This is a genomic window from Micromonospora sicca (assembly GCF_003172935.1).
Lineage (GTDB): Bacteria > Actinomycetota > Actinomycetes > Mycobacteriales > Micromonosporaceae > Micromonospora > Micromonospora sicca.
Genome location: NZ_QGKS01000187.1, coordinates 57,990 through 81,685, shown reverse-complemented (window position 1 = coordinate 81,685; position 23,696 = coordinate 57,990). Strand labels below are relative to the sequence as shown.

Genomic DNA, 23,696 nt, shown 5'->3' with positions numbered 1-23,696 from the left:
TGGGGTTCATCCTTTGAAGGCGCCGGACATGAAGCCGCGGACGTAGTGACGTTGCAGAAGCAGGAACAGGACGATGCAGGGCATGGCCAGCACCACGACTCCGGCTTCCGTGGCCCCATAGTCGATGACTCCCTGCACCTGGACGCGCAGGTTGGAGACGGCCAGCGGGAGGGTGAACCTGTTCGAGTCATTGATCAGGATCAGGGGTGCCATGAAATCGTTCCAGGCCGTCAGGAAGGCGAAGAGACCGACGGTGATCAGACCGGGCTTGACCGCCGGCAGTAGCACCCGCCACAGCGCCGTCCAGGAGGAGCAGCCGTCGACGAGGGCCGCCTCGTCCAGCTCGCGAGGGATGGCCTCGAAAGAGATCCGCATCATGAAGGTGGAGAACGGCAGCTGGAACATCGTCAGGACCAGGGCCACGCCGATGAGCGAATCCTGCAGACTCAGCTGGTTCAGAAGGACGTAGAGCGGGATCAGCATCGTCGCGTAGGGGACCATGAGGATCGCCAGAGTGGTCAGGAACAGGACGTTCTTGCCGGGGAAGTTGAACCGTGCGAACGCGTACCCGCCCAGCAGGGAGATCGCCAGCGTGAGGACGACCGTGGTCAGGGAGACGAACGCCGAGTTGGCGAGGTACTGCCAGATGCCGGCCTGATAGTCGGCCAGCGTGCGGTAGTTGCCGAAGCCCCACCCGTCGGTCTGGTTGGTGCCCGCGTGCGGCGAGACGGACGCGACCGCCGTCCAGGCCAGCGGAAACAGGAAGATGATGGCCAGACCCCCGGTGAAGATCCAGTACGGCGTACGTAGGACCAGGCCACCGATGGTTGTCGTGGGGGGACGGCGCACCGGACCAGGACGTGCCGGTGTCGCCTTCCCGATGGCGGCGCCGTCGCTCGCCGAGGAACGGTCGGACAAGCCGGTGCCCGGGTTCTTCGCGGCGTGAGCGCTGGCGGGCGTTGATGCGTGGGTGCTCATGTCGCTCTCACTTCTCGTCCGGGTTGTGGAAGGCCCGTAGCTGCACCGCATTGATGACGACCAGGGCGATGAGGGCGATGACCGACAGCGCGGCGGCCACTCCCAGGTCGTTCTGTCCCTGGAAGGCCATCGTGTAGATGAGCTGGACGACGGTGATGGTGCTGTTGTCCGGGCCGCCCTTGGTGAGGATGTAGAACTGCTCGAAGGCCAGCAGGGAGCCGGTGACGCACATGATGGTGGTCAGCGCCAGCGTCGGCCTCAGCAGCGGAAGGGTGATCCGACGAAAGATCTGCCACCGGGACGCGCCGTCGATCCGCGCCGCCTCGTAGAGCTCAGCGGGGATGCCTTGTAGGCCTACCAGCATCAGGAGCATGTAGAAGCCGGCGAAACGCCAGACGATGAGGAACACCGTGGAGAACAGGGCGGCGTTGGGGCTGCCGAGAAACGTCCAGCCGAGCTTCTCCATGAGGTCCGCGGCCGGCCCGGCGATCGGCGAGTAGAGCACGTAGAACAGCAGGGACGCGGAGGCGAGCCCAAGGGCGCTGGGGATGAGGAACGACGCCCGCAGCAGGCCCTTCCAACGGCTGGACTCCTGCACCAGCAGGGCCAGGCCCAGGCCGAGCGCGATGAGCAGGGCGGTGGCCAGGACAGTGTACTTGAGTGTGAAGACGACCGAGTCGGCAAAGAAGCGGTTGTCGAGAACCTTGGTGTAGTTGTCCGGGGCGTTGACGCCCTGGTCGCCGGTGAGCAGCGGCCAGCGCGAGAGCGACATCCGGACCACCAGCAGCAGCGGCAGGATGAACAAGACCGCTACGAACACCGCGGTCGGCGAGACGTAGAGCCATCCCTTGACGGCCTCACCGCGTCGTGCGGGTGATGCCGCGCTCGAGCGTCGGCGAAAGCGTCTGGCTCGGCCGGACATCAAGGACATACTCACGGCGCGGCCCTCCAAGAGACGTGCACGGCGCGGGGGAGTGGATCAGCCCGCTGCCGGACCCGGCCGCTCGACGACCGAGTCCGGCACCAGGGCGGGTGGACTACTGGGACAGCACCGACGTGACCTGCTCGTTGCTCGACTGCAGCTTGGTGCCCTCGCCGAGGACGGAGTCGCGGACCAGGCTGAGCCACGGGCTGTTCGTGGCGTTGTACGCCTGTTGGAAGTTCATCGCGACGGGCGTCTGACCCTTGCCGGCCACCTCGTTGATGGTCACCAGCCGTGGGTCCTTGACGGCGTACTTGTTGCTGGCCAGGTCCCCGCGGGAGACCACGTCGTTGTCCTTGGCCAAGACCTCGACCTGAGCCTCCTCCGACATCATCCAGTTGAGGAAGTTCCAGGCCTGTGCGGCCTTCTTGGAGTCCTTGGAGATGCCGAGGCCGTCGCCGCCGACGAAGGTGGACGCCCCGCCGCCGGGTCCCGGGATACCCGCCACGCCAACGTCGAACTTGGTCGACGACAGCAGCGTGGCCGGGTAGAACATCAGGCCCACCTTGCCCTCGGTGAACCCCGCGGTCCAGGTGGCGCCGGTTTCGTCCTTCGACGACGGCAGAACGGCCCCGGACTTCCAGAGGTCGCGCCAGGTGTCGAAGACCTTCTTGCTCTGGTCGCTGGTGAAGTTGGCCTGCGTACCGTCGCCGTTCATCACCTGGCCGCCCGCGGCCCAGACGGTGGGGAACCAGGTGAAGACGAGGCATCCCCCGCAGTTGAGCCCGGTCGCGGTGCCGTACACGTCCTTCTTGCCCAGGGCCTGGATCTTCTTGGCGTCGGCGGCGTACTCCTCGAGGGTGGCGGGCGCCTTGTCCGGGTCGAGCCCTGCTTCCTTGAACAGCGCCTTGTTCCAGAAGAGCATCGACAGGTCCAGCACGAACGGCAGGACGTGCTCCTTGCCGTCGACGGTGCCAGCGCCGAGGTGACCCTTGTTGATCGAGTCCTTGAAGCTCAGCCCGTCGACGTTGGCGCTGATGTCCCGGAACAGGCCCTGCTTCACCCAGTTCGGCACATAGACGATGTCGGCGGCGAACAGGTCCGGCAGGCCCTTCGACCCTGCTGCGGCCCCCACCTTGGCGACGTAGTCGTCGTTGGGGACGACGGTGAGGGTGACCTGGTTCTTGTGGCTCTTGTTGTAGGCCTCGACCAGAAGCTTGGCCTGCTTTTCCACGGGGGCTCGCGTCCACAGCGTCAGCTGGCTGCCGTCGTCGGTTCCGTCCGGGCCGACGCTGACCGCTGCTCCCGGCGCCGCGTCGCTCCCGCCGCCACACGCGGCCAGCGCGAGGACCGCCGCACTGAGGCCGACTGCCATGACGGTACGCAGACCGCCTCGCCGGTGGAATGTTTTCATCGCTACTCCTCTGCCCATCGTTGAGCGGGAGCCGCTGCACGGCCCCGGTGGTGGTGTGGTGAGAGCCTTGCCGTGGTGCTTTTTCGGTGATAGGTCGACGCCGGTACGGGTCGCGGCCCAGGAATGCGTCCGGGTCTCCGTCGTGGTCGGAGGATCGCGTGACAGGGGGTGACTGACGCTTGCTTTGTGAAAAGACCGAAACCCTTTTCTGTTTCGTGTAAAATAGTGGCCGACGTCACCCTCGTCAAGCACTTGGTGCGGCGTCTTGACGCAGGGATCGGCCCTACGGCGAACCATGGGGCCGGAACGATGGAGGAGAGCGCATGGCTGGCAAGGACCATGTCGGCGGCAGGAAGGCGGTGACCCTGACGGAGGTGGCACGGCTGGCCGGCGTCTCGGTGGCCACGGCGTCGAAGGCCCTCAACGGACGCAGTCAGGTTGCCGCGCGCACTCGGGCGCGCGTGCTCCAGGCGGCCGAGCAGCTGTCCTTCGTCCCCAACACGCTTGCGCAGGGCTTGCTGGTGGGGCGCACCGGAACCGTCGGTCTGCTCACCAGCGACCTCCAGGGCCGGTTCGTCATCCCCATCCTCATGGGCGCCGAGGACGCCTTCGGTGCGGGCCGCGTGAACGTCTTCCTGTGTGACGCGCGCGGAGACACGATCCGCGAGCAGCACCAGCTCAAGGCGCTGTTGAGTCGGCGGGTCGACGGTCTGATCGTGGTGGGGAGTCGGACCGACTCGCGTCCCTCCGTCGGCCACGACCTCCCGGTCCCGGTCGTGTACGTCTACGCTCCGTCCGACGACCCGGAGGACCTGTCGCTCGTCCCCGACAACGTGGCGGCGGGGAGACTCGCCGTCGAGCACCTGATCAGCTGCGGGCGGAGCCGCATCGCGCACGTGACCGGTGACCCCTCTTACGCGGCCGCGCAGGACCGGGTCACCGGCGCACTGGCGGCGCTCGACGCCGCCGGGCTGGAACTGGTCGGCGAGGTGATGTACTCGGAGTGGTCGGAGCGCTGGGGTCGTGACGCAACTGCGGTGCTGCTCGAGCGGTACCCGGACATCGACGCAGTCCTGTGCGGCTCGGACCAGATCGCCAGGGGAGCGTTGGACACTGCGCGTGACCAGGGGCGAAAGGTGCCGGGCGACATCGCCGTCATAGGGTTCGACAACTGGGACGAGATGGTTACCAACTCCCGGCCGGAGCTGACCAGCATCGACCCGAACCTGCAGCTGCTTGGCCGGTCCGCGGCCCAGCGGGTGTTCGCCGCCCTTGACGGTGAGGAGATGGGCAAGGGCGTGCACACCCAAGCGCCTCGTCTGGTCATCCGTGGCTCTACGGTGGCCCGCCGGTGAGCTGAGGCTTCCCCTCGTCGGCCGGTATCCCTCGACCGGCCCGGGTGCCCTTGCTGTCCCCACCGGCCCGTCCGAAACCCTTTCGGTGTCATTCGTCGGCCGTCCGGTCGTCGCGCTCGAATTGACCTCGGCTGACATCTTGCCGAAAAGGTTTTCGTAAGCCAAGGTGGGCGCTAGTGACCGGGGTCACGCGAACCCAGCAGGAGGTGACGCATGTCAGCTTCCGACCCCACCGGCGACTGGCCGGCCACCTGTCCCGCGGCGCCCTGCGGCCGCTCGGCCTGGCCGAGGTGCGCGTCACCGGGCGGCTTCCGGGCCGACCGGCGGCGCGCACACGGCGAGGTCCACAGGCTGATCGAGTTGATGTCGTCGGAGACCGGTCGCCGCGGATCGCGGATCGCGTGCCGGTCGCCGTTGCTCGACATCCGGGCCAGACGGCTACCAGGACACCTGCCGGCCACCGTCCATCCGCACCGCCACCAAGGAGATAGAGCATGATCAGTAGATGCGTGAGGAGAGTGCCCGTCTGGTCGACCGTGGCCGCGCTGGTGGTGGGAGGAGTGGTCGGCCTGCCGTCCGCGGCGCACGCCGACACTCCGATCCTGCCGGGCAACGAAGGCGACGTCGGGCTCTACACCAACGGGCAGAGCCACGTCATGGAGATCGGGGACCCGGTCTACACCAACGTCGGCGAGGTTGCTGCGCAGCTCGCGCCCGGTGTGCCGTTCACCGCGACGAGCATGCACCAGTCGATCTTCGACAAGGATCTCGCGGCCGGCGGCACCGACTACTACCTCGACCGCGTGCTGGGTGTGCGGGGGACCCTCGGGTCGGCGGTGCTGATGACCAGGGGCCGCTCCCTGTACATGCGCGGCGCGAGCAACAACAACTTCACCACCATGGGCTTCGCCGGCAGCACCTACGTCGGCGGCCCCAACAACCTCGGCAACCTGTACACGGTCACCGTGCCCGGGCAGACGGTCACCGAGGTCAACGCGAACCGGTTCAACGCGCCGAGCCACGCCAAAGGCCGCTACACGATCGGCGCTACCGGAGTCACCGCCGATCTGACGAAGTTCATCACCTACGACAACGTCGCAGTCACCGCCATCGACTTCACCAACCCCGGCGGCTCGGCGGCGACGTTCACCGTCCGCGCCGACTCACCACTGGCGACCCAGGCCGGCGACGGCGGGGCCGAGCTCACCGGCACCCGCACCATCACCAGTGGCGCCAACAACGGCCTCGTCGACACCCCGTGGAACACCGTCACGATCGACCTCACCGGCGCCGGCTTCACCCGTAGCGGTGCCAACCTCGACCGCCAGATCACCGTGCCCGCCGGCGGCTCGGTGTCGCTGTCGGTCGTCGGCGCCGTCTCGTCGGCCACGCTGCGCAAGACGGTCGAGAGCTATCAGGAGTACGCCGCGATGCCGCCGGCCCAGGCCGTGCGCACCGGCATCACCGAGTTCAACCGCCAATGGGCCCAGGACATCCCCTACATCGACGTCCCCGATCCCGCCATCGAGAAGGCCATCGTCTACCGCTGGTGGGGCGAGCGCTACAACAGCCTCGACGCCAACGCACCCGGCTACGCCTACCAGTACCCCACGACCGTCGAGGGGGCGAACCTCTACCAGAACGCTATCGCGCTGACCCAGCCGATGCACCTGCAGGACACCAAGTGGCTGCGTACGCCCTACCTGCCGTACGGCCAGGTCCTCAACATCGGCGAGCTGTCCGGTTCTTCGGCGTTCCTCGACAGCCCCGGTCACACCAGCTGGAACAACCACTACTCGCAGTACATCGGCACCGCCGGGCTCGAGGCCTACAACGTGCATGGCGGGGGCAAGGAGATCGCCGGCAGGTTCGCGCACTACTTCGAGGGCGACGGCGTCGGTCAGCTCGAGCACTACGACGGCAACAAGAACAAGCTCATCGCCTACGACACCAACTACATGCCGGGCAACGACGCCGATGCCATCTCGTTCGGCTTCCCGAAGGCCAATGCCGGCGCCCCCGGCGCGCGCACGATCGAACGCCCCGAGTCGGCGTACGTGTGGGGCGCCCTCGACGCCGCCCGGCAGCTTTACCAGATCTCGGGCGCTGACCAGGCCAAGGTCGACGAGATGGCCACCGCCGCCAACGGCACCCGCGACGCGATCCTCAGCCAGCTGTGGAGCTCCGACATGCGGATGTTCCTGGCTCGCACATCCTACGGAGCCACCAGTGCGGCCAGCTCCAACGGCAAGGCCAACCCGTTGCCCGCGTCGGCCCGTGCCCTGATCCCGGCCAAGGAGTCGAACCTCTACGACGTCTACGCCGAGGATCTCATCCCGTTCGACCAGTGGCAGAACTACGTCGACGGGTTCCGCTTCCTCACCTACGGCGACAACTTCCCGATCTTCCCGTTCTACACCGCCAACCAGTACGACCGCGCGGCCTATGGGATCGGCGGCTCCAACAACTTCTCCAACATCAACTTCGCCGTGCAGTACCGCGGCGTTCGTTCCGCCCTGCGCCACTACGACCCGCAGCAGAAGTACATCACTCCGGCGTACGCCAAGCGGCTGCTGGACTGGATGGCCTGGAGCGTCTACCCGGGCGCGGACCTTCGCGTGCCGAACCAGGCGGAGTACTACTCCAACTGGAACCCGACCACGAAGACCTACAACCGCAACAACCCGAACCACGTGATGCTCGGGAACATGAACTACATCTTCGTCGAGGACATGGCGGGCCTCCAGCCGCGCTCCGACGACAAGATCGAGCTGTGGCCGATCAAGTTCGGCTACGACCACTTCATGGCCAACAACCTGCGCTACCACGGGCACGACGTCACGATCGTCTGGGACCCGGACGGCAGCAAGTACGGGCTCGGCGCCGGGTACAGCCTGTTCCTGGACGGCGAGAAGAAGGTCAGCACCAACGCGCTCGGCAAGCTCACCTACGACCCGAACACCAACGAGGTCCAGGCTGAGGACGGCGTGGCCGTCACCTTCACCGCGACGAGCAAGACCACGTTCCCGAGCGCGGTGGACACCCCGATCAAGGACGCCCGGGTCGTCTCCTACCTCAAGACGGCCGGCATCGACCTCACCGAGGACGCGCCCAACCTGGCGACCGGCGCCAAGCTCAGCTCCTCGTACACCCAGCAGGGCGCGCGGCCCACGCCGTGGCGGCAGCTCCACACGCCCGGCTGGAGCACCACCTCGATGAACTACACGCCGGGCGCGATCGCCGAGACCGAGCGGCCGGTGTCACTGTCCGCGGTGACCGACGGCGTGACCGCCAACGAGCCGTACTGGGGCAACTACGGCACCACCGACAAGAACGGCTACATCGAACTCGACCTGCAGTCGGCCAAGTCCTTCGACAACGTGAAGGCGACCTTCGTCAGCGACCGTCAGGCCGGCGGCTACCACGAGCCGGCGCGCTGGTGGGTCCAGGTGCCCGACGGCCACGGCGGCTGGAAGGCGTTGCCGGACCAGTTCAAGAACCCGGCCGCCTCGGCGCCGAAGTTCAACGAGGCGTTGTTCAAGACCGTGACGTCGGACAAGCTGCGGATCGCGTTCACGAACAGCCCGTCCTACTACACCGCGATCTCCGAGATCCAGGTGTTCAACTCCGGCCGCGAGGTGCCGCCCGTGGCCAACCAGGCGCCCGTGGTCACCGCCAGCCGCGACACCTCCGCGGACGGCAACGTGTCCACCCGTCTGGTCGGTACGGCCACCGACGACGGTGTCCCGTACGACAGCGAGCTCACCGTCGGCTGGGAGACCGTCTCCGCGCCGTCGGGCGCCAGCGTCATCTACTCCGACCAGCACGCCCAGGCCACCAAGGTGACCGGCACCGTACCCGGTGACTACGTGTTCCGGTTCTTCGCCAACGACGGCGACAAGCGCTCCGAGGTCACGGTGCCCGTGACCCTCACCAAGCGCGAGGTCACGGCGGAGTTCGGCGCGTCGGCGACGGTCACCACGAGCGGCACCGCGTCGTGGGAGAACCACAACCGGGTCAACGACCCCGGCACACCGAGCAGCTCGAACCCGGGGACCGGCAACGGTTGGGGCAACTGGGGCCAGCAGCAGAACGGCACCAGCCTCGCCCGGGCGGCGTGGATCCAGTACACCTGGAACTCGCCGGTGCGGCTGTCGTCGACCGACATCTACTGGTACGACGACAACGGCGGCACCCGCCGGCCGACGGCCACGACGTACGCCATCGAGACCTCCGAGGACGGCACCACCTGGACGCCGGTCACCCTCACCAACGGGTCGACGTACGCCGACGGGTTGGCCGTCAACGCCTACAACCACTTCAACTTCCAACCCATCAAGACCAGCCAACTGCGCATCCGCATCTGGGGTGTCCAGGGCAGCGGCGCGGGCACGGGCGTGCTGCGCTGGCGCGCCAACGGCGAGACCGTCGACTCGGTGCGCTCGCCGGTGCTCATGCGGACCACCGTGGGCCAGGTGCCGACCCTGCCCAGCAAGCTCGACGCGACCTTTGCGAGCGGTGCCCGCGACAAGGTCGAGTTCAGGTGGCAGGAGATCACGCCCGACATGGTGGCGGAGCCCAACGTCGACCCGTTCGTGGTCTACGGGACGAACGACGTCTACGGCCTGGTCGCCGAGGCCCGGATCTACGTCCGTCCGGAGACCGCCGAGCACGGCATCTCGATCCAGGGCGCCGAGACGTTCGCGCAGAAGGTGAAGGTGGGCGAGCTGCCCTACCTGCCCGACAAGGTGGAGGTCTCCTACAACGACGGCTCCCGTGACAACCAGGCCATCGGCGTCGACTGGCACTTCGACCGCAGCGTGGTCGACACGGCCGGCCGCTACACCATCGTTGGCGACCTGGACCTGCCCGACTACGTCAGCGAGGCCGGCACGACGAAGACGACGCTGACCCTCACCGTCGGCGACGACAAGGAGGCTCCGGCGACGACCCTGGCCTGGTCGCCGGCAGCGCCGAACGGCACCAACGGCTGGTACACGACGCTCCCGTCCTTCACGCTGTCCGCGAAGGATGCGTTCGCCGTGGCCAGGACGGAGTACCGGCTGGACGGCGGTGAGTGGACGGCCTACCCGGGCACTCCGGTCACGGTCGACCAGCAGGGCAGCCACCGGGTGGAGTTCCGCTCGACCGACGACAGCGGCAATGTCGAGGAGACGAAGGCCGCCACGGTCAAGGTCGACACGGTGGCACCGACGGCGAAGATCGACGCCACAATCGGCATCGTCTACTTCGGCTCGGTCCCGCCCGCCCCCACGTGCACCGCGAGCGATGCGGTCTCCGGGCGCGCGGGCTGCGTGGTCAGCGGCTACCGCACCGACGTCGGCACGCACACCCTCACCGCCACGGCGACCGACGCCGCCGGCAACGTGGGCACGGCCACGCAGACGTACACGGTGCTGCCGTGGACGCTGAAGGGCTTCGACGACCCGGTCCACATGGACGGCGTGGTCAACACGGTCAAGGGTGGCAGCACCGTGCCCTTGAAGTTCGAGATCTTCTCGAACACCACCGAGCTGACCGACCCCTCGCTCGTGACGATCAGCACCAAGCAGGTCACCTGCAGCAGCGGTGCCGCGACGAACGACATCGAGGCGGTCACCAGCGGTGCTACGTCACTGAGGTACGACTCGACCGCGGGCCAGTTCGTCTACAACTGGAAGACGCCGGCCACACCCGGCGCCTGCTACACGGTCACCGCCACGGCACGTGACGGGTCCAGCCTCACCGCCCTGTTCAACCTAAAGTAACGGTCGACAACTGCACGCGGAGGGGCTGCACGCGCAGTCCCTCCGCTGCCGTCCCCGCAGCTACCCCAGCTGCCGCACAGAGAACTGCCAGCTCGGGGTGTTCCTGGCCTACGCCGGCCGACAGGGGCGCACCTTGGTCGACCGGGAGTTGTATCTGCCGCAAGGCTGGTGCGCCGATGATGCCCGGTGGACCGAAGCCGCTGTACCGGCGGAGGTGCAGTTAGCGACCCAGCGCCCGCGCTGGCGAACTGGCCGCGGCGGCCCCCGCCCCGGCCTGGGAGGGGTGCAGCTGGGGCGCCGGTGGCAAGGGGCCCCGCCTGGCGTGGTGGCGGATCGACGAGCTCGAGCATGATTAAGGCTTGGCGCAGCACGCGGGAACGCTGGCCAAGCAGCTCAGGCTGCGCGCGGACATGATCGACGGGGAACTCGCCGACATCGCCAAGGACCAGGCGATCGTGGCCGACTCCCTCGCCCGCCTCGTCTCGAACACCCTCCACACCTTGCGCAAGGCCGAACGGTACTCGCGAGTGGCGACGAAGACCGGAGGCTGGGCCGGGAAGCAGATGCTCCGAGTTTCCTTCGAGCCACCTGCCAGCGACGCGGACCTCCGCACCTACGTCAACCGCATTGGAGCGGCGCATCGCCGATGGCGTCAAACCGGAAGGACTGCCGCTGCTCAAGGACGCCGTCCACGAGGCAGCCGGAACCCCGGTTTCACCGTCAAGGTCCTTAAACCCGCCCTGGACCTCGTGCCCACCACCGAGGACATCACCCCGGTCGGCAAGTGGTCCGGCGGAGAGAAGCTGACCGTCTGCGTCGCGCTCTACTGCACGATCGCGGCACTGCGCGCCGTCAACGCCGGACGCCGGGATCGCTCGGGGAGGGTGCTGCTGCTCGACAACCCGATCGGCCGTGCCTCACACGGCAGCCTCGTCGGCCTCCAACGAGCGGTCGCCACCGCACACAAGGTCCAGCTCGTGTACACCACCGAGGTGAAGACCCCGGTGCCGTGTCCCGGTTCCCCGACGTCATCCGGGTGGACAACCGCCCGGGCCGCACCCGGAACCGCTACATCCTCCCTGGACGACACGCTCGCCGACACCGACCAGCGACTCATCACCGGCGACCGCGTCGCACATGACGAATCGTCCAGCGGTGAGGGGAACCGTCCCCAGACGGAGGCGTCGACATGACAACGGCGCTCAATGACGTTATTGCCGCCTACCTCGCAGACCACTGACCTAAACTCAAGGCCGTTTGGTGATCAATAGTCCCGTTTTCGGTTGGGGTGTGGGTCGGGCGCGGGATGCAAAGAAGCTCCTGATAGGACATGGATTGACTAGATCAACATGTTCAATCAGGAGCTTCGGTGGCGGATTCTGCCATGGTGTCTGCTGGCCTGGTGCATCAGCCCGCTGACCAGCGGGAGGCGTTGCGGGCGGCGGTGCTCGCCGGCCCGGCCGGGTTCGGCGTGCTGGATGAGCGGGTGGCCGGCTGGTTGTGGCCGGTGCTGGCCGGTCCGGAGCTGATCGGGCGGGCGCAGGCCGAGGTGGGGCATGTCGATGGTCGGCGGCGGGTGCTGACCGGCGCGGTCACCGCGATGATCGTGCTCGGGTTGTGCCTGTTCCGGCGGGAGAGCGTCGGTGTGGTGACCGCTCGGGTGACCGAGCGGATCCCGCGGGTCCGGGTGGAGGGCGTGCCGAGCGGGTCGGCGGTGTCCAAGGCCCGGGCTCGGGTGCCGGCCGCGGTGTGGGAACAGCTGTTCCTGGCCGCCGCAGCCGACGCGCCGCCGGTGGGGGCCGAGTCGTACGCGTTCGGCCTGCTGGTGACCGCGATCGACGGCACGGTGTTCGACCTGGCCGACACGGCCGAGATGCGGGCCGGGTTCACCACCCCGACCAAGGGCCGGTTCCCGCAGGCGCGGATGGTCGCGTTGGTGGCCTGTGGCAACCGGTGGCTACTCGCGGCCCGGATCGCCTCGTCCGGTGTCAGCGAACAGGCCCTGGCCGACTCTCTGATCAGCAAGCTGCGGCCGGACACGATCAACCTCGCCGATCGCGGGTTCTTCTCGATGGACCGCTGGATCCGGGCCACCGCGACCGGGGCGCACCTGGTGTGGCGGGTCAAGAACGGCGCCCGGAGAGCCTGCCCGCCCGTCTGGACCGGACGCTGCCCGACGCCTCCGCGTGGGTCATGCTGCACGAGTCCGACCAGATGCTCGCTCGGTGCCGTAAAGCCGGTGGCGACAAGAGCCTGACCCGGCTGCAACCGGTGCTCGCCCGGCTGGTCGAGTTCACCGTGACCAGCCGAGACCGCAGCGGCCGACCGATCAAGACCAGCCGGTACCGGGTGTTGACCACCCTGCTCGACCACCGCCGCTACCCCGCCGACCAGATCGCCGCGCTCTACGCCGAACGCTGGCAGATCGAACTGACCTACGCGCGGTTGAAGGTCACGCTCCGTGAGCCCGGCACCCGCCTGCGCGGGCAGACCCCGGAACTGGCCTACCAGGAACTTTGGGCCCTGCTCACGGTCTACAACGCCCTCGTACGCCTCACCGTGACCACCGCGATCGACCTGAACGTCGACCCCGACCAGGTCAGCTTCACCACCGTGCTCGCCCTGACCCGCAACCTCCTCACCGCCGACCGCGGCCCCTGCGTCAACTGTGGACACCTCGACCCCGACCCCACCACCGCACTGATCACCGCCATCGCCGGCCAACCCCTCAACCGCCACGACCGGCAACGCAACGGACCCCCGCACACCCGCCCAACGCGAAACAGAACGTACCCGCGACGTCACGTACGGGATAACTATCACTCCGCCAGAATTACCCAAAACTACTAAAACGGCCAAAGTTTAGGTCAGTGCCTCGCAGACCATCAGGCAATCCGCGTACCGGTGGACGGCCTGCTACGGCATGCCACCGCCGCCGACCCGACGCTCGTCGTGTAAACGCCGCCTGAATCCTGATCATCGTGTTCCCTGCGTTCCGCAGCTTCGCTTCGATATAGTCCGCGAATATGGGGCTTGAGCTGGGCAAACGTCGGCAGGCCCGGTGGCATGGCGTGTCACTAGGCTGTGGTGTTCGTGCTGGTCAGGCGGTTGCGGGTGTCGCGTTGATGACGCGGGGCGGCTCGGTGATCTTCAGCTTGGCGAACAGGGCCTTCTGCGGTTGGGACAGCTCGGTGCGCTGGCAGAAGGTGCCGGCGGGGCCGGTGAACACGCCGACGTGCAGCCGCTCGACGTCTGCGCGGATCTTGGTCCAGGTGTGGCCGGTGCCGGTTTCGGCGACGCGGATGAGCAGCAGCGCCAGCCAGCAGAGCAGGATGTGGGCGCGGATGCGGTCTTCGCGGCGGTGGAACACCGGCCGCAGGTCGAGGGTGGTCTTCATGTCGCGCCAGCCGCGTTCGACCTCGAGGAGCTGCTTGTAGCCCAGGGCGATGTCCTCGGCGGAGAGCTTGGGGTCGGAGCAGCGCAGCAGGTACTTGCCGTCCAGGCGCTGCTCGGCCTTGACTGCGGCGGCGTCGATGCGCAGCAGCCCACCGGGGGTGACACGGAGGTAGCGGTTCAGGCCAGGCTTGGTGGAGATCACCCCGCGCAGCTCGGCGCGTTTCGTGGCGCTCAGCGTGTCCGAACCGTCGATCTTGTCGGTGAGCTGGGCGATCAGCCGTTCACGCACGGCGGCGTCACGCTGCGCGGCGTCGGGGTTGAAGCAGATCACGAACCGGTCGTCGGCGCCGATGTTGACTTCCTTGACCTGCAGGTTGTCGGCGACGGTGGCGTAGCGGCCCTGCCGGGCCAGGGCGGCGTCGGCCTCGGCGGTGCCGGCGCGCAGCTTCTCACCAAGGATGTAGCCGCCCGCGCCCTGCTGCAGGAACCTTCGGTTCTCGGCGGAGGCGAAGCCGCGGTCGGCGACCCAGACGACGCGGGCGAGGCTCCACTCGCGCATGTCGGTCTTGACCTGGCGGATCAGCGCCGAGTCGCTGGTGTTGCCCGGCCAGCACCACACCCGCACCGGGATGCCGGTGCGGGTGACGGCCATGCCGACCACGACTTGGGGCAGGTCGTCGCGGGAGTCCTTGCTCTTGCCGTGAGTGCGGAACCCGGCCTGCTTGACCGCCACCGGGTCGCCTTCGGCCACGACCGTGCCCTTGTCGTCGCGCCACAGCGGCTCGTCGGCCTCGTCGAGTTCGAAGTAGGTGCTGGTCGTGTCGAAGAACAGCAGGTCGACTTCCAGGTTGAGCAGGTCGGCGATCTGGTCGTAGACGGCCCGGGTCAGCGCGGGCTCCACCTCGATGAGCTGGTCCATCGCCCGGTAGCAGGCATCGTCGGTGACGTGCGGCAGGCCGGGCAGGTGCACGTCCCGGCAGACCCACTCGGACGCGGCCAGCTTCGACGACGGCGCCAGGGCCCGGTTCGCGACCAGCGCGAACAGCACCCGTTCCACGTCGACCTCGCGGCGGGCGGAACCCACCAGCGGCTGCAGGATCTTGTCGATGCGCAGCCACCGCCACAGGCCGTCGAGCAGCCACGCCCCGCCCAGCGGCCGTGACTCGACGAACGACAACCCCGCCGGCGCCGCCGCGGCCAGGGCGTCGGCCGGGTCCAGCAGCCGTGACAGCGCATCGACCAGGCGGCGGACCCCGGCGACGTCGAGCTGGTCCTCGCGGCCGAACGAGTACAGCACCCGCGTCTTGGACGCCTTCGCCACCGGATCCCACTCATTGTGGGCCAGCTGCAGGTAGCGGATCGTCTGCCCATCACGGGTCTTACGGGTCGACGCCTTCACGTACACGCGCCACACCGTACGCCGACTATGACGCCCAGATAAATCCCCAGCTAGACAAAGGCCAACCTCGGCCAGGCGTGTCACTAGGGGTTTTCGCCGTTCCCACCAGTCCGCAGCGCCCTGACCTGCACCTTCAGGCCCGAGAGCCGACTATATCGACGCGAACCTGCGGAACGCAGGCGAGCGGATCGGCCCAGGACCAGCCGAACAGGCTGTTCACCCCGAGACCGACGAGCAGGACCCCGGACAGGTACGTACACAGCAGGGTCTGCTTGGAGTCGGCGACGGCCGAGCGGGAGCCGAGTTCCCGGCCGGTGCGGCGCTGGGCGTACGACAGCACTGGCGTGATCGCCAGCGACAGCGCGGCGAGCACCAGGCCGACGCGGGAGTGTTCGGCCTCGGCGCCGCCGACCAGCGCGCGTACCGACTCTACGGTGACGTAGGCGGCGAGGGCGAAGAACGAGACCGCGATGATGCGCAGGGCGATCTTTTCCCGGGCCTCTGGATCCCGGGAGGCGAACTGCCACGCCAGCGCCGCCGCCGACGACACCTCGATGATCGAGTCGAGGCCGAAGCCGATCAGCGCGGTCGACGAGGCGATGGTGCCGGCCGTGATCGCCACCACGGCCTCGATGACGTTGTAGGTGATGGTGGCGGCGACCAGCAGCCGTACCCGGCGGGCGAGCACCTGGCGGCGCGCCGGCGACGGCCCCGCGGGAGCCAGGTCGATCAGGGGGCGATTCATCGGCAGCAGCCCTTCTCGGCGGAGTCCGGGCACGCGGCCGGGTCGACCGCCAGGACGAGGCCGAGCAGGTCGGTCAGGGCGTGCGCCAGCCGGGCGTCGGCCAACTCGTAGCGGGTGCGGCGGCCCTGCGGCACCGCGACCACCAGGCCACAGCCGCGCAGGCAGGACAGGTGGTTCGACAGGTTCTGCCGGGTCGTGCCCAGCAGCTCGGCCAGCTCCGCCGGATAGCCCGGCCCGTTCCGGAGCGCCAGCAGCAGCCGGGTTCGCGTCGGGTCGGACAGAGCGTGGCCGAAGCGGGCCAGCACCTGTCCGTGCAGCGATGTCTCCACGCCACGGACAGTACATCGTCCACTGTACGGAGAGAGGCGTCGGGATGTGCCGGTGACCTGAGAGCGGGCTACGGGGATGTTCGTCCAGTGACAGCGCTTTGACCCGGGATGTTGGGAATGGCCCGCGTAGACCTGGATTGGTCGAGCCGTGCGGGAGCGGTGATGGGCACACGTCGGTCACACGGATCGCGCCAAACGACCATCACCTCCAGCCCGGTTGGCGCTTGGTGGCACCGCATCGTCTCGTTGACCCTGTAGCGCCGCCATTGTTAGCGTTAACAAACCTCTTCCCCCCAGCGGGCTGGCACCCCTGCAAGGAGTATCAATTGAGATTGCGACAGCAAAGGTCGGGTCACAGGCTGAGTCGGAAGGGTAGAGGTGTCGCGGGCCTGGCCCTGGGCGCGCTTCTCTCGGTCTCGTTCGCACCGACGCCCTCGCACGCGGCCGGGGACACGCTCAACGATGGTCTGGTGCACCACTTCGCCCTCGACGAGACCAGCGGGACGACGCTGGTCAACTCGGGCAGCGCGGGCTCGGCGGCGAACGCCACGCTGGTGAATCCGGGGAAGGCGACCTTGACCGGGAAGGGAGTCAGGTTCAACCCCGACTCCTACGAGACCGCCCTCAACGGTGCGTACGTGGCGCTGCCGAAGGACATCACCGCCGGCATGTCGAACCTCACCGTCGACTACGACGTGTGGATCGACCCGGCGAACGTCGGCGAGCACCAGATGTGGAGCTTCGGCGCGAAGTCCGGCTCGTGCGACGCCGACACCGGCGCCCAGGGCTCCATCTTCGCGTCGAACACCCAGCGGTTCCGCGTCGCGGTGGGTTCGGCGAACCTCCAGCAGAACCGCGTCCGCATGCCCGAGGGGGCGTGGACGCACGTCACCTACACCCAGTCGCTGAACGCGAACGGCACGAGCTGGACCGGCAGGCTCTACGTCGACGGCGTGCTGCACGCGACGTCGACGAACCTGACCACGCCGCCGTCGGTGAACGCCGCGGGGACCAACTGCAACTTCCTGGCTCGCTCGCAGACGTCGGGCCACTACTCGTTCCGCGGGACGCTGCGGGACTTCCGGGTCTACGACCGGGCGGTGAGCGTCGACGAGACCCTCGCCCTGGCGGAGAAGACCGTCTCCACGGGCGTCCGCGCCGACGCCGAGGCCATCGACCTCGGCCTGACCAGTGCGATCGTACGCGACATCACCCTGCCCAAGGTGGGCTCCGTGGCGGGCTCGACCATCACGTGGACGAGTTCGGACCCGTCGGTCGTCGCGGTCTACACCCCGCCGGCCGTCGCCAGCGCCCGCAAGGTCGCGGTGACCGGCCGGATCACCCGCCCGGCGCAGGGGCAGCCGGACGCGAGGGCCACGCTCACGGCGACCGTCCGAAAGGGCGCCAACGAGGTCATCACCCGGGAGATCCCCGTCGTGGTGAAGGCCGAGTTCGACGACGCGCAGGCGGTCGACCGGGACAAGCTCGACCTCACCCTGTACGGCACCAACGACGTACGCGGAAACATCAACCTCCCGGCCAAGGGCGAGTTCGGCTCCACGATCACCTGGAAGTCGACCAGCGACCTCGTCACCCCGACCGGTAAGGTGACCCGCCCGGCCTTCGGCCGTCCGGATGTCGCCGCGACCCTGACGGCGACCATCACCAAGGGGTCAACCTCGCAGACGAAGTCGTTTCCGGTGACCATCACCGCCATGCCCCGCACCGAGGGATACGAGCGGTACTTCATGGGCTACTTCAAGGGTGAGGGAATCGCCGACGGCGAGCAGATCATGTTCGCCACGTCCAACGGGAACACCGCTCTGGACTGGACCGGTCTGACCGGAGGCCAGCCGTCGCTCATCTCTCAGCTGGGCGACCAGGGCCTCCGCGACCCGCACATCGTCCGCTCGCCCGACGGCGACACGTACTACATGATCGCCACCGACCTGAACTGGTACGACCAGGGCGGATACGCCATCAACGACACCCAGTACATCGAGGTGTTCGAGTCGCACGACCTCGTGCACTGGACTCCTCAGCGGCACGTGAAGGTCGCGCCCGACAACGCGGGCAACGCCTTCGCACCCGAGTCGCTGTGGGTCGACGAGATCGGCGCCTACGTCGTCTTCTGGGCGCAGTCGCTGTGGAACGACCCGGTGAACCGCACCGGTCAGGGGAACGCGCAGATGTGGTACGCCACGACGCGCGACTTCAAGACGTTCTCCGCTCCCAAGGTCTGGCAGAACCCGGCTCCCAAGTCGCGGATCGACACCACCGCGATCAAGGTCGGTGACTACTACTACCGGGTGACCAAGAACGAGGCCGGCAACCAGGGCTCGGACATCTTCTCGGAGAAGAACACCGACTTCGTGGACAGCAACATCGACAACTGGCAGCTGGTCGCTCCGGCTCTGGGCCGCACGACCTGGGTTGCCAACCAGGGCTATGAGGGGCCTGTCATCTTCAAGGCCAACCCCGGTGACACCTCCTGCCCCAACCAGTTCTACCTCTGGGGTGACCGCTACACGAACGGCGGTGGATACCAGGCCGCGTGCCACGAGAACATCGAGGCCCCGACCTGGAACGCCAAGTCGATCACGATGATCAACGCGGGTGTCGTCCGTCCGCGCCACGGCACCGTCATCCCGCTCACCCTCCGCGAGTGGAACGACATCCGCAAGATCCCGAACAGCGACGTCGCGACCACCACCGAGGTGGCTGTCCAGCCGTACGCGAGCGGGGCCCAGACGGCCACGGCCACCGCCACGGTCAAGGCCGCCGACGGGTTCGAGATCGGCGGTCAGGTGCGGTTCAGCGTCGGCTCGTGGTCGCAGCTCGCCTACCTGGACGACGGCGCGGCCACGGTCACGCTGCCGGCGGGTCTGCCCGCGGGCGCCCGGACGGTCAAGGCCGAGTACCTCGGCTTCGACTACCTGAAGGCGTCGGAAGGCGCGGCGTCGGTCAATGTGCCCGCCGGGCCGGCCGCCGTCACGGTCCACGCGAATGCCGCGCCGGCGTCGGTCGTCCGCGGGGACACGTTCAGCCTGAACGTGACCGTCGGGCCGGCGGGCGCGCAGAACCAGGAGGCTCCCGTCCCGACCGGCGAGGTCACCGTCACCTTCGGCGGTGCTGAGAAGGTCGTGCCGCTGGCGGACGGCGAGGCGATCGTCACCCTGCCGACCGCCGATCTGGCGCCCGGGAACTACAAGGTCCACGTCGCCTACTCCGGCAACCCGACCTACCAGCCCCACGCCGCCAACTACCAGAACCTGACGGTGCGGTAACGCGAGCACAGACAAGGAGCGGGCGAGATCGGTTGATCTCGCCCGCTCCCTGCGTACTGCTTCTGGCTAAGGGGTGATCATGCCCTTCGAGGCAGCCAGGTTGTAGTTCTCGCCGAACACGTTGAGCTCGTGGACGCCGACCTTGACGTTCTCGGTCGTACCCAGGATCTTCAGCCGGACCGCGTTCGTCAGCACCCGGTCGAAGGTGACGTAGTCGGCCGTGTAGGCGGTGGTGTTCGTGCTCCTGTCGACCAGCGGCCGCCACGTGTTCGTGGCGATGTCCTTGTATTCCAGCGTGTACTGCACCGCGTTGTCCTTGGTGAAGGTGCGGCCGAGTTCCTTCCACTCGGTCTGCGCGGCAGAGATGTGGAAGACGGTCCCGAAGCCCCTGATGTACGTGGGCGCGGTGTCGCCGTCAGCCGACGTCATCGGCATCGCCACCGACTTCACCGCCTGCACCGTGCTGCCGACCACCGCCGACGGCACCCCGCTGTGCGAGCTGCCGCAGTACGCCCGCCGGCCGCACGCGTACGTCAAGCTGTGGCGGCACCACGCCGCCCAGGGGCAGGCCGACCGGATCAACGAGCTGGCCCGCCGGCGCGGGGAGGCGTGGCTGCCGCGCTACGGCGGCCTGATCTCCTCCGAGTGGGAGTTCGCCAAGGCGTTGCAGGTCCTCGAGGAGGACCCGGAGGTGTACGCCGCCACCGAGCGCTGGGTGGAGGCCGCGGACTGGATCGTCTGGCAGCTCTGCGGCGGCTACGTCCGCAACGCCTGCACCGCCGGCTACAAGGGCATCCTGCAGGACGGGGCGTACCCGCCGCCGGACTTCCTCGCCGCGCTCAACCCCGGCTTCGAGCGGTTCGTGGTCGACAAGCTCGAGCACCCCGTCGGCCAGCTCGGCGAGGCGGCCGGCCGGCTCACCGCCGAGGCGGCCGCCTGGACCGGCCTGCCGGAGGGGATCGCGGTGGCCGTCGGCAACGTCGACGCCCACGTCACGGCGCCCGCCGCCCAGGCCACCGAGGCCGGTCGGATGGTGGCGATCATGGGCACCTCCACCTGCCACGTCATGTCGGGCACCGTGCTGCGCGAGGTGCCCGGCATGTGCGGCGTCGTGGACGGCGGGATCATCCCCGGCCTGTGGGGCTACGAGGCCGGGCAGTCCGGCGTCGGTGACATCTTCGGCTGGTTCACTCGCACCGGCGTGCCGGCGGTGTACGCCGCCGAGGCGCAGGAGCGGGGCATCTCCGTGCACGAGCTGCTCACCGAGAAGGCGGCCCGCCAGGCGGTCGGTGAGCACGGGCTGCTCGCGCTCGACTGGCACAGCGGCAACCGCTCTGTCCTCGTCGACCACGAGCTGTCCGGGGTCGTCGTCGGGCAGACCCTGGCCACCCGCCCGGAGGACGTCTACCGGGCGCTGCTCGAGGCGACCGCCTTCGGCACCCGGGTCATCCTGGAGACGTTCCGGGCCAGCGGCGTGCCTGTCGAGGAGCTGGTCATCGCCGGTGGCCTGACGAAGAACCGGCTGCTCATGCAGATCTACGCCGACGTGACCCGGATGCCGCTGTCGGTCCTCGGCTCCGAGCAGGGGCCCGCACTCGGCTCGGCGATCCACGCCGCGGTGGCCGCCGGCGCGTACTCCGGCATCACCAGCGCGGCCAAGGCCATGGGGCGCGTCACCCGGGGCGCGTTCGTGCCCGACGAGGAGCGGGCTGCGGCCTACGACGCGCTGTTCGCCGAGTACCTGGTGCTGCACGACTGCTTCGGCCGGGGCGCGAACCCGGTCATGAAGCGGCTCAAGGAGATGCGGCGCTCCGCCCTGACCGCCGCCGGTCGAGAGGAGGCCTGAGACGTGACCGTCCTGACCGACGTCGACGTGACCATCCGGAACCTGCGCGAGGAGGTCTGCCGGCTGCACGCCCAGCTGACCCGCTACGAGCTGGTGGTGTGGACCGCGGGCAACGTGTCGGCCCGGGTACCTGGCCGGGACCTGCTGGTCATCAAGCCCAGCGGGGTGGCCTACGACGAGCTGACCCCGGAGAACATGGTGGTCTGCGACCTGCACGGCCGGGTCGTCGAGGGCGACCACGCGCCGTCGTCCGACACCGACGCCCAGGCATACGTCTACCGGCACATGCCACACGTCGGCGGGGTGGTGCACACCCACTCCACCTACGCCACCGCGTGGGCGGCCCGCGGCGAGCCGATCCCGTGCGTGCTCACCATGATGGCCGACGAGTTCGGCGGCGACATCCCGGTCGGCCCGTTCGCGCTCATCGGCGACGACTCCATCGGGCACGGGATCGTCGAGACCCTCGCCGGGAGCCGGTCCCCGGCGGTGCTCATGCGCAACCACGGCGTGTTCACGATCGGCAAGTCGGCCAAGGCCGCCGTCAAGGCCGCCGTGATGTGCGAGGACGTCGCTCGTACCGTCCACATCGCGCGTCAGCTCGGCCGGCCGCCGCCGATCGCCGAGCGGGACGTCGACTCCCTGTTCGACCGCTACCAGAACGTCTACGGCCAGCGCTGACCGGCGCCGGCCACCCCGAGGAGACCTCCCATGTCCGCTGATCCCCACCACGCCCCCGAGCTGTGGTTCCTGACCGGCAGCCAGCACCTCTACGGCGAGGAGACGCTGCGCCAGGTGGCCGAGCAGTCGCAGGCCATCGCCAAGCAGCTCGACGGCAGCGGCGCCCTGCCCGCCAGGGTGGTCTGGCAGCCGGTCCTCACCGACGCGGCCGCCATCCACGCCCGGGTGCTGGAGGCCAACGCCGCGGCCCGCTGCGTCGGCGTGATCACCTGGATGCACACCTTCTCGCCGGCGAAGATGTGGATCGCGGGCATGGACGCGCTGCGCAAGCCGATGCTGCACCTGCACACCCAGGCGGGCGCCGAACTGCCGTGGTCCACCATCGACATGGACTTCATGAACCTGAACCAGGCCGCCCACGGCGACCGGGAGTTCGGCTTCATCACCGCCCGGCTCGGCGTCGCCCGCAAGATCGTCGCGGGGCACGTCAGCAACCCGGCCATCGTCGAGCGGGTCGCCGCCTGGGCCCGCGCCGCCCTGGGCGCGCACGAGCTGCGGACGCTGCGCCTGGCCCGGTTCGGCGACAACATGCGCGACGTCGCCGTCACCGAGGGCGACAAGGTCGAGGCGCAGCTGCGCTTCGGGGTCTCGGTCAACACGTACGGGGTCAACGAGCTGGTCGACGTCGTCGACCAGACCCCCGACGCGGCGGTGGACGACCTGGTGGGGGAATACCTGGACGCCTACGACGTCGCGGCCGAGCTGCGCCCCGGCGGGGACCGGCACGAGTCACTCCGCTACGGCGCCCGGATCGAGGCCGGCCTGCGGACCTTCCTCACCGACGGCGGGTTCAAGGCCTTCACCACCAACTTCGAGGACCTGGGCGGGCTGCGGCAACTGCCCGGCCTGGCCGTGCAGCGGCTGATGGCCGACGGCTACGGGTTCGGCGGCGAGGGCGACTGGAAGACCTCGGTGCTGCTCCGCACCACCAAGGCGATGGCGGCCGGCCGGGCCGGCGGCACCAGCTTCATGGAGGACTACACCTACCACCTGGTGCCCGGGCAGGAGAAGATCCTCGGCGCGCACATGCTCGAGGTCTGCCCCACCATCGCCGGGCAGAAGCCCACCCTGGAGATCCACCCGCTCGGCATCGGCAACCGCGAGGACCCGGTCCGGCTGCGCTTCACCGCCGCCCCCGGCCCGGCCGTGGTGGTGGGCATCAGCGACCTGGGCGAGCGGTTCCGGCTGACCCTCAACGAGGTCGACGTCGTGGAGCCCGACGCGGCGCTGCCCAAGCTGCCCGTCGCGTGCGCCGTCTGGAAGCCCCAGCCCACCCTGTCGACCTCGGCCGAGTGCTGGCTGCTCGCCGGTGGGCCGCACCACACGGTGCTGTCCACGGCGGTGGGCACCGCCGAGTTCCGCGACCTGGCCGAGATGCTGGGCACCGAACTGGTCGTCATCGACGCCGGCGCCACCCCCGAGAACATCCGGCGTGAGCTGCGGTGGAGCGCCGCTTACCACCGCCTCGCGGCCCGGCTGTAGCCCTCGGCCCGCACCGACTCCGGTGGCGCTGGTG

The 23,696-nt window shown here is 68.7% G+C and carries 16 protein-coding genes and 1 pseudogene; 10 read left to right on the top strand and 7 right to left on the bottom strand.

Annotated elements, in window-relative coordinates; genetic code table 11:
* Window positions 1-6: 6 nt before the first annotated feature.
* The 3 genes from DKT69_RS11520 to DKT69_RS11510 form a co-directional block, all read right to left on the bottom strand.
* On the bottom strand, window positions 7-849 hold the full coding sequence (locus DKT69_RS11520; protein WP_236647703.1) for a carbohydrate ABC transporter permease: 843 nt from the start codon (window positions 847-849) through the stop codon (window positions 7-9).
* Between the two features lie 136 nt (window positions 850-985).
* Window positions 986-1,798 carry a carbohydrate ABC transporter permease gene (locus DKT69_RS11515; protein ID WP_236647701.1) on the bottom strand — a complete coding sequence of 271 codons (813 nt, stop codon included), beginning with the start codon at window positions 1,796-1,798 and terminating at the stop codon, window positions 986-988.
* Between the two features lie 217 nt (window positions 1,799-2,015).
* Window positions 2,016-3,314 (bottom strand): ABC transporter substrate-binding protein, encoded by a 1,299-nt coding sequence (locus DKT69_RS11510; protein ID WP_109801556.1) that lies wholly within the window; start codon window positions 3,312-3,314, stop codon window positions 2,016-2,018.
* 323 nt (window positions 3,315-3,637) lie between these two features.
* Between DKT69_RS11510 and DKT69_RS11505 the strand changes: the two genes are divergently transcribed.
* From DKT69_RS11505 to DKT69_RS11470, 6 genes are all read left to right on the top strand, one after another.
* Entirely contained in the window at window positions 3,638-4,669 is a 1,032-nt protein-coding gene (locus tag DKT69_RS11505; RefSeq protein WP_109801555.1) for a LacI family DNA-binding transcriptional regulator, read from the top strand.
* Between the two features lie 494 nt (window positions 4,670-5,163).
* Complete coding sequence (locus DKT69_RS11495; protein WP_201749588.1) at window positions 5,164-10,437, top strand: PxKF domain-containing protein; 5,274 nt, start codon at window positions 5,164-5,166, stop codon at window positions 10,435-10,437.
* A gap of 10 nt (window positions 10,438-10,447) precedes the next feature.
* Window positions 10,448-10,789, top strand: coding sequence for a transposase (locus DKT69_RS11490; RefSeq protein WP_109801553.1), 342 nt, complete (start codon window positions 10,448-10,450; stop codon window positions 10,787-10,789).
* Window positions 10,790-10,796: 7 nt separating this feature from the next.
* On the top strand, window positions 10,797-11,630 hold the full coding sequence (locus tag DKT69_RS37715) for a hypothetical protein (RefSeq protein WP_146231045.1): 834 nt from the start codon (window positions 10,797-10,799) through the stop codon (window positions 11,628-11,630).
* A gap of 209 nt (window positions 11,631-11,839) precedes the next feature.
* Window positions 11,840-12,694 (top strand): transposase domain-containing protein, encoded by an 855-nt coding sequence (locus DKT69_RS11475; protein ID WP_161557816.1) that lies wholly within the window; start codon window positions 11,840-11,842, stop codon window positions 12,692-12,694.
* Entirely contained in the window at window positions 12,652-13,287 is a 636-nt protein-coding gene (locus tag DKT69_RS11470; RefSeq protein ID WP_161557815.1) for a transposase, read from the top strand. The genes DKT69_RS11475 and DKT69_RS11470 overlap by 43 nt, the downstream gene beginning before the upstream one ends.
* 250 nt (window positions 13,288-13,537) lie before the next feature.
* Here the strand turns inward: DKT69_RS11470 and DKT69_RS11465 are convergent, their stop codons facing one another.
* From DKT69_RS11465 to DKT69_RS11455, 3 genes and pseudogenes are all read right to left on the bottom strand, one after another.
* On the bottom strand, window positions 13,538-15,238 hold the full coding sequence (locus tag DKT69_RS11465) for an IS1634 family transposase (RefSeq protein ID WP_109801548.1): 1,701 nt from the start codon (window positions 15,236-15,238) through the stop codon (window positions 13,538-13,540).
* Between the two features lie 166 nt (window positions 15,239-15,404).
* Window positions 15,405-15,977: pseudogene (locus DKT69_RS11460) on the bottom strand (cation efflux transmembrane domain-containing protein); the annotation flags it as partial.
* A complete protein-coding gene (locus DKT69_RS11455; protein ID WP_109801546.1) occupies window positions 15,974-16,306 on the bottom strand; it encodes an ArsR/SmtB family transcription factor in 333 nt (110 codons plus the stop codon). The pseudogene DKT69_RS11460 and the gene DKT69_RS11455, both read right to left, overlap by 4 nt.
* A gap of 470 nt (window positions 16,307-16,776) precedes the next feature.
* Between DKT69_RS11455 and DKT69_RS11450 the strand changes: the two genes are divergently transcribed.
* A complete protein-coding gene (locus DKT69_RS11450; RefSeq protein ID WP_109801545.1) occupies window positions 16,777-19,593 on the top strand; it encodes an immunoglobulin-like domain-containing protein in 2,817 nt (938 codons plus the stop codon).
* Window positions 19,594-19,659: 66 nt separating this feature from the next.
* Here the strand turns inward: DKT69_RS11450 and DKT69_RS11445 are convergent, their stop codons facing one another.
* Complete coding sequence (locus tag DKT69_RS11445; protein ID WP_236647699.1) at window positions 19,660-20,022, bottom strand: hypothetical protein; 363 nt, start codon at window positions 20,020-20,022, stop codon at window positions 19,660-19,662.
* On the opposite strand from DKT69_RS11445, the gene araB reads away from it, so the two are divergent.
* The 3 genes from araB to araA are packed head-to-tail and all read left to right on the top strand — an operon-like array spanning window position 20,000 to window position 23,662.
* The gene (gene araB / locus DKT69_RS11440) at window positions 20,000-21,439 is read left to right on the top strand and encodes a ribulokinase (RefSeq protein WP_368666237.1); all 1,440 of its coding nucleotides are present in this window, start codon (window positions 20,000-20,002) and stop codon (window positions 21,437-21,439) included. The two genes, DKT69_RS11445 and araB, sit on opposite strands and share 23 nt — an antisense overlap.
* Before the next feature lie 3 nt (window positions 21,440-21,442).
* Window positions 21,443-22,120 (top strand): L-ribulose-5-phosphate 4-epimerase, encoded by a 678-nt coding sequence (locus DKT69_RS11435; RefSeq protein ID WP_109801542.1) that lies wholly within the window; start codon window positions 21,443-21,445, stop codon window positions 22,118-22,120.
* A 30-nt stretch (window positions 22,121-22,150) separates the two neighbouring features.
* Window positions 22,151-23,662 (top strand): L-arabinose isomerase, encoded by a 1,512-nt coding sequence (gene araA / locus DKT69_RS11430; protein WP_109801541.1) that lies wholly within the window; start codon window positions 22,151-22,153, stop codon window positions 23,660-23,662.
* Window positions 23,663-23,696 lie beyond the last annotated feature (34 nt).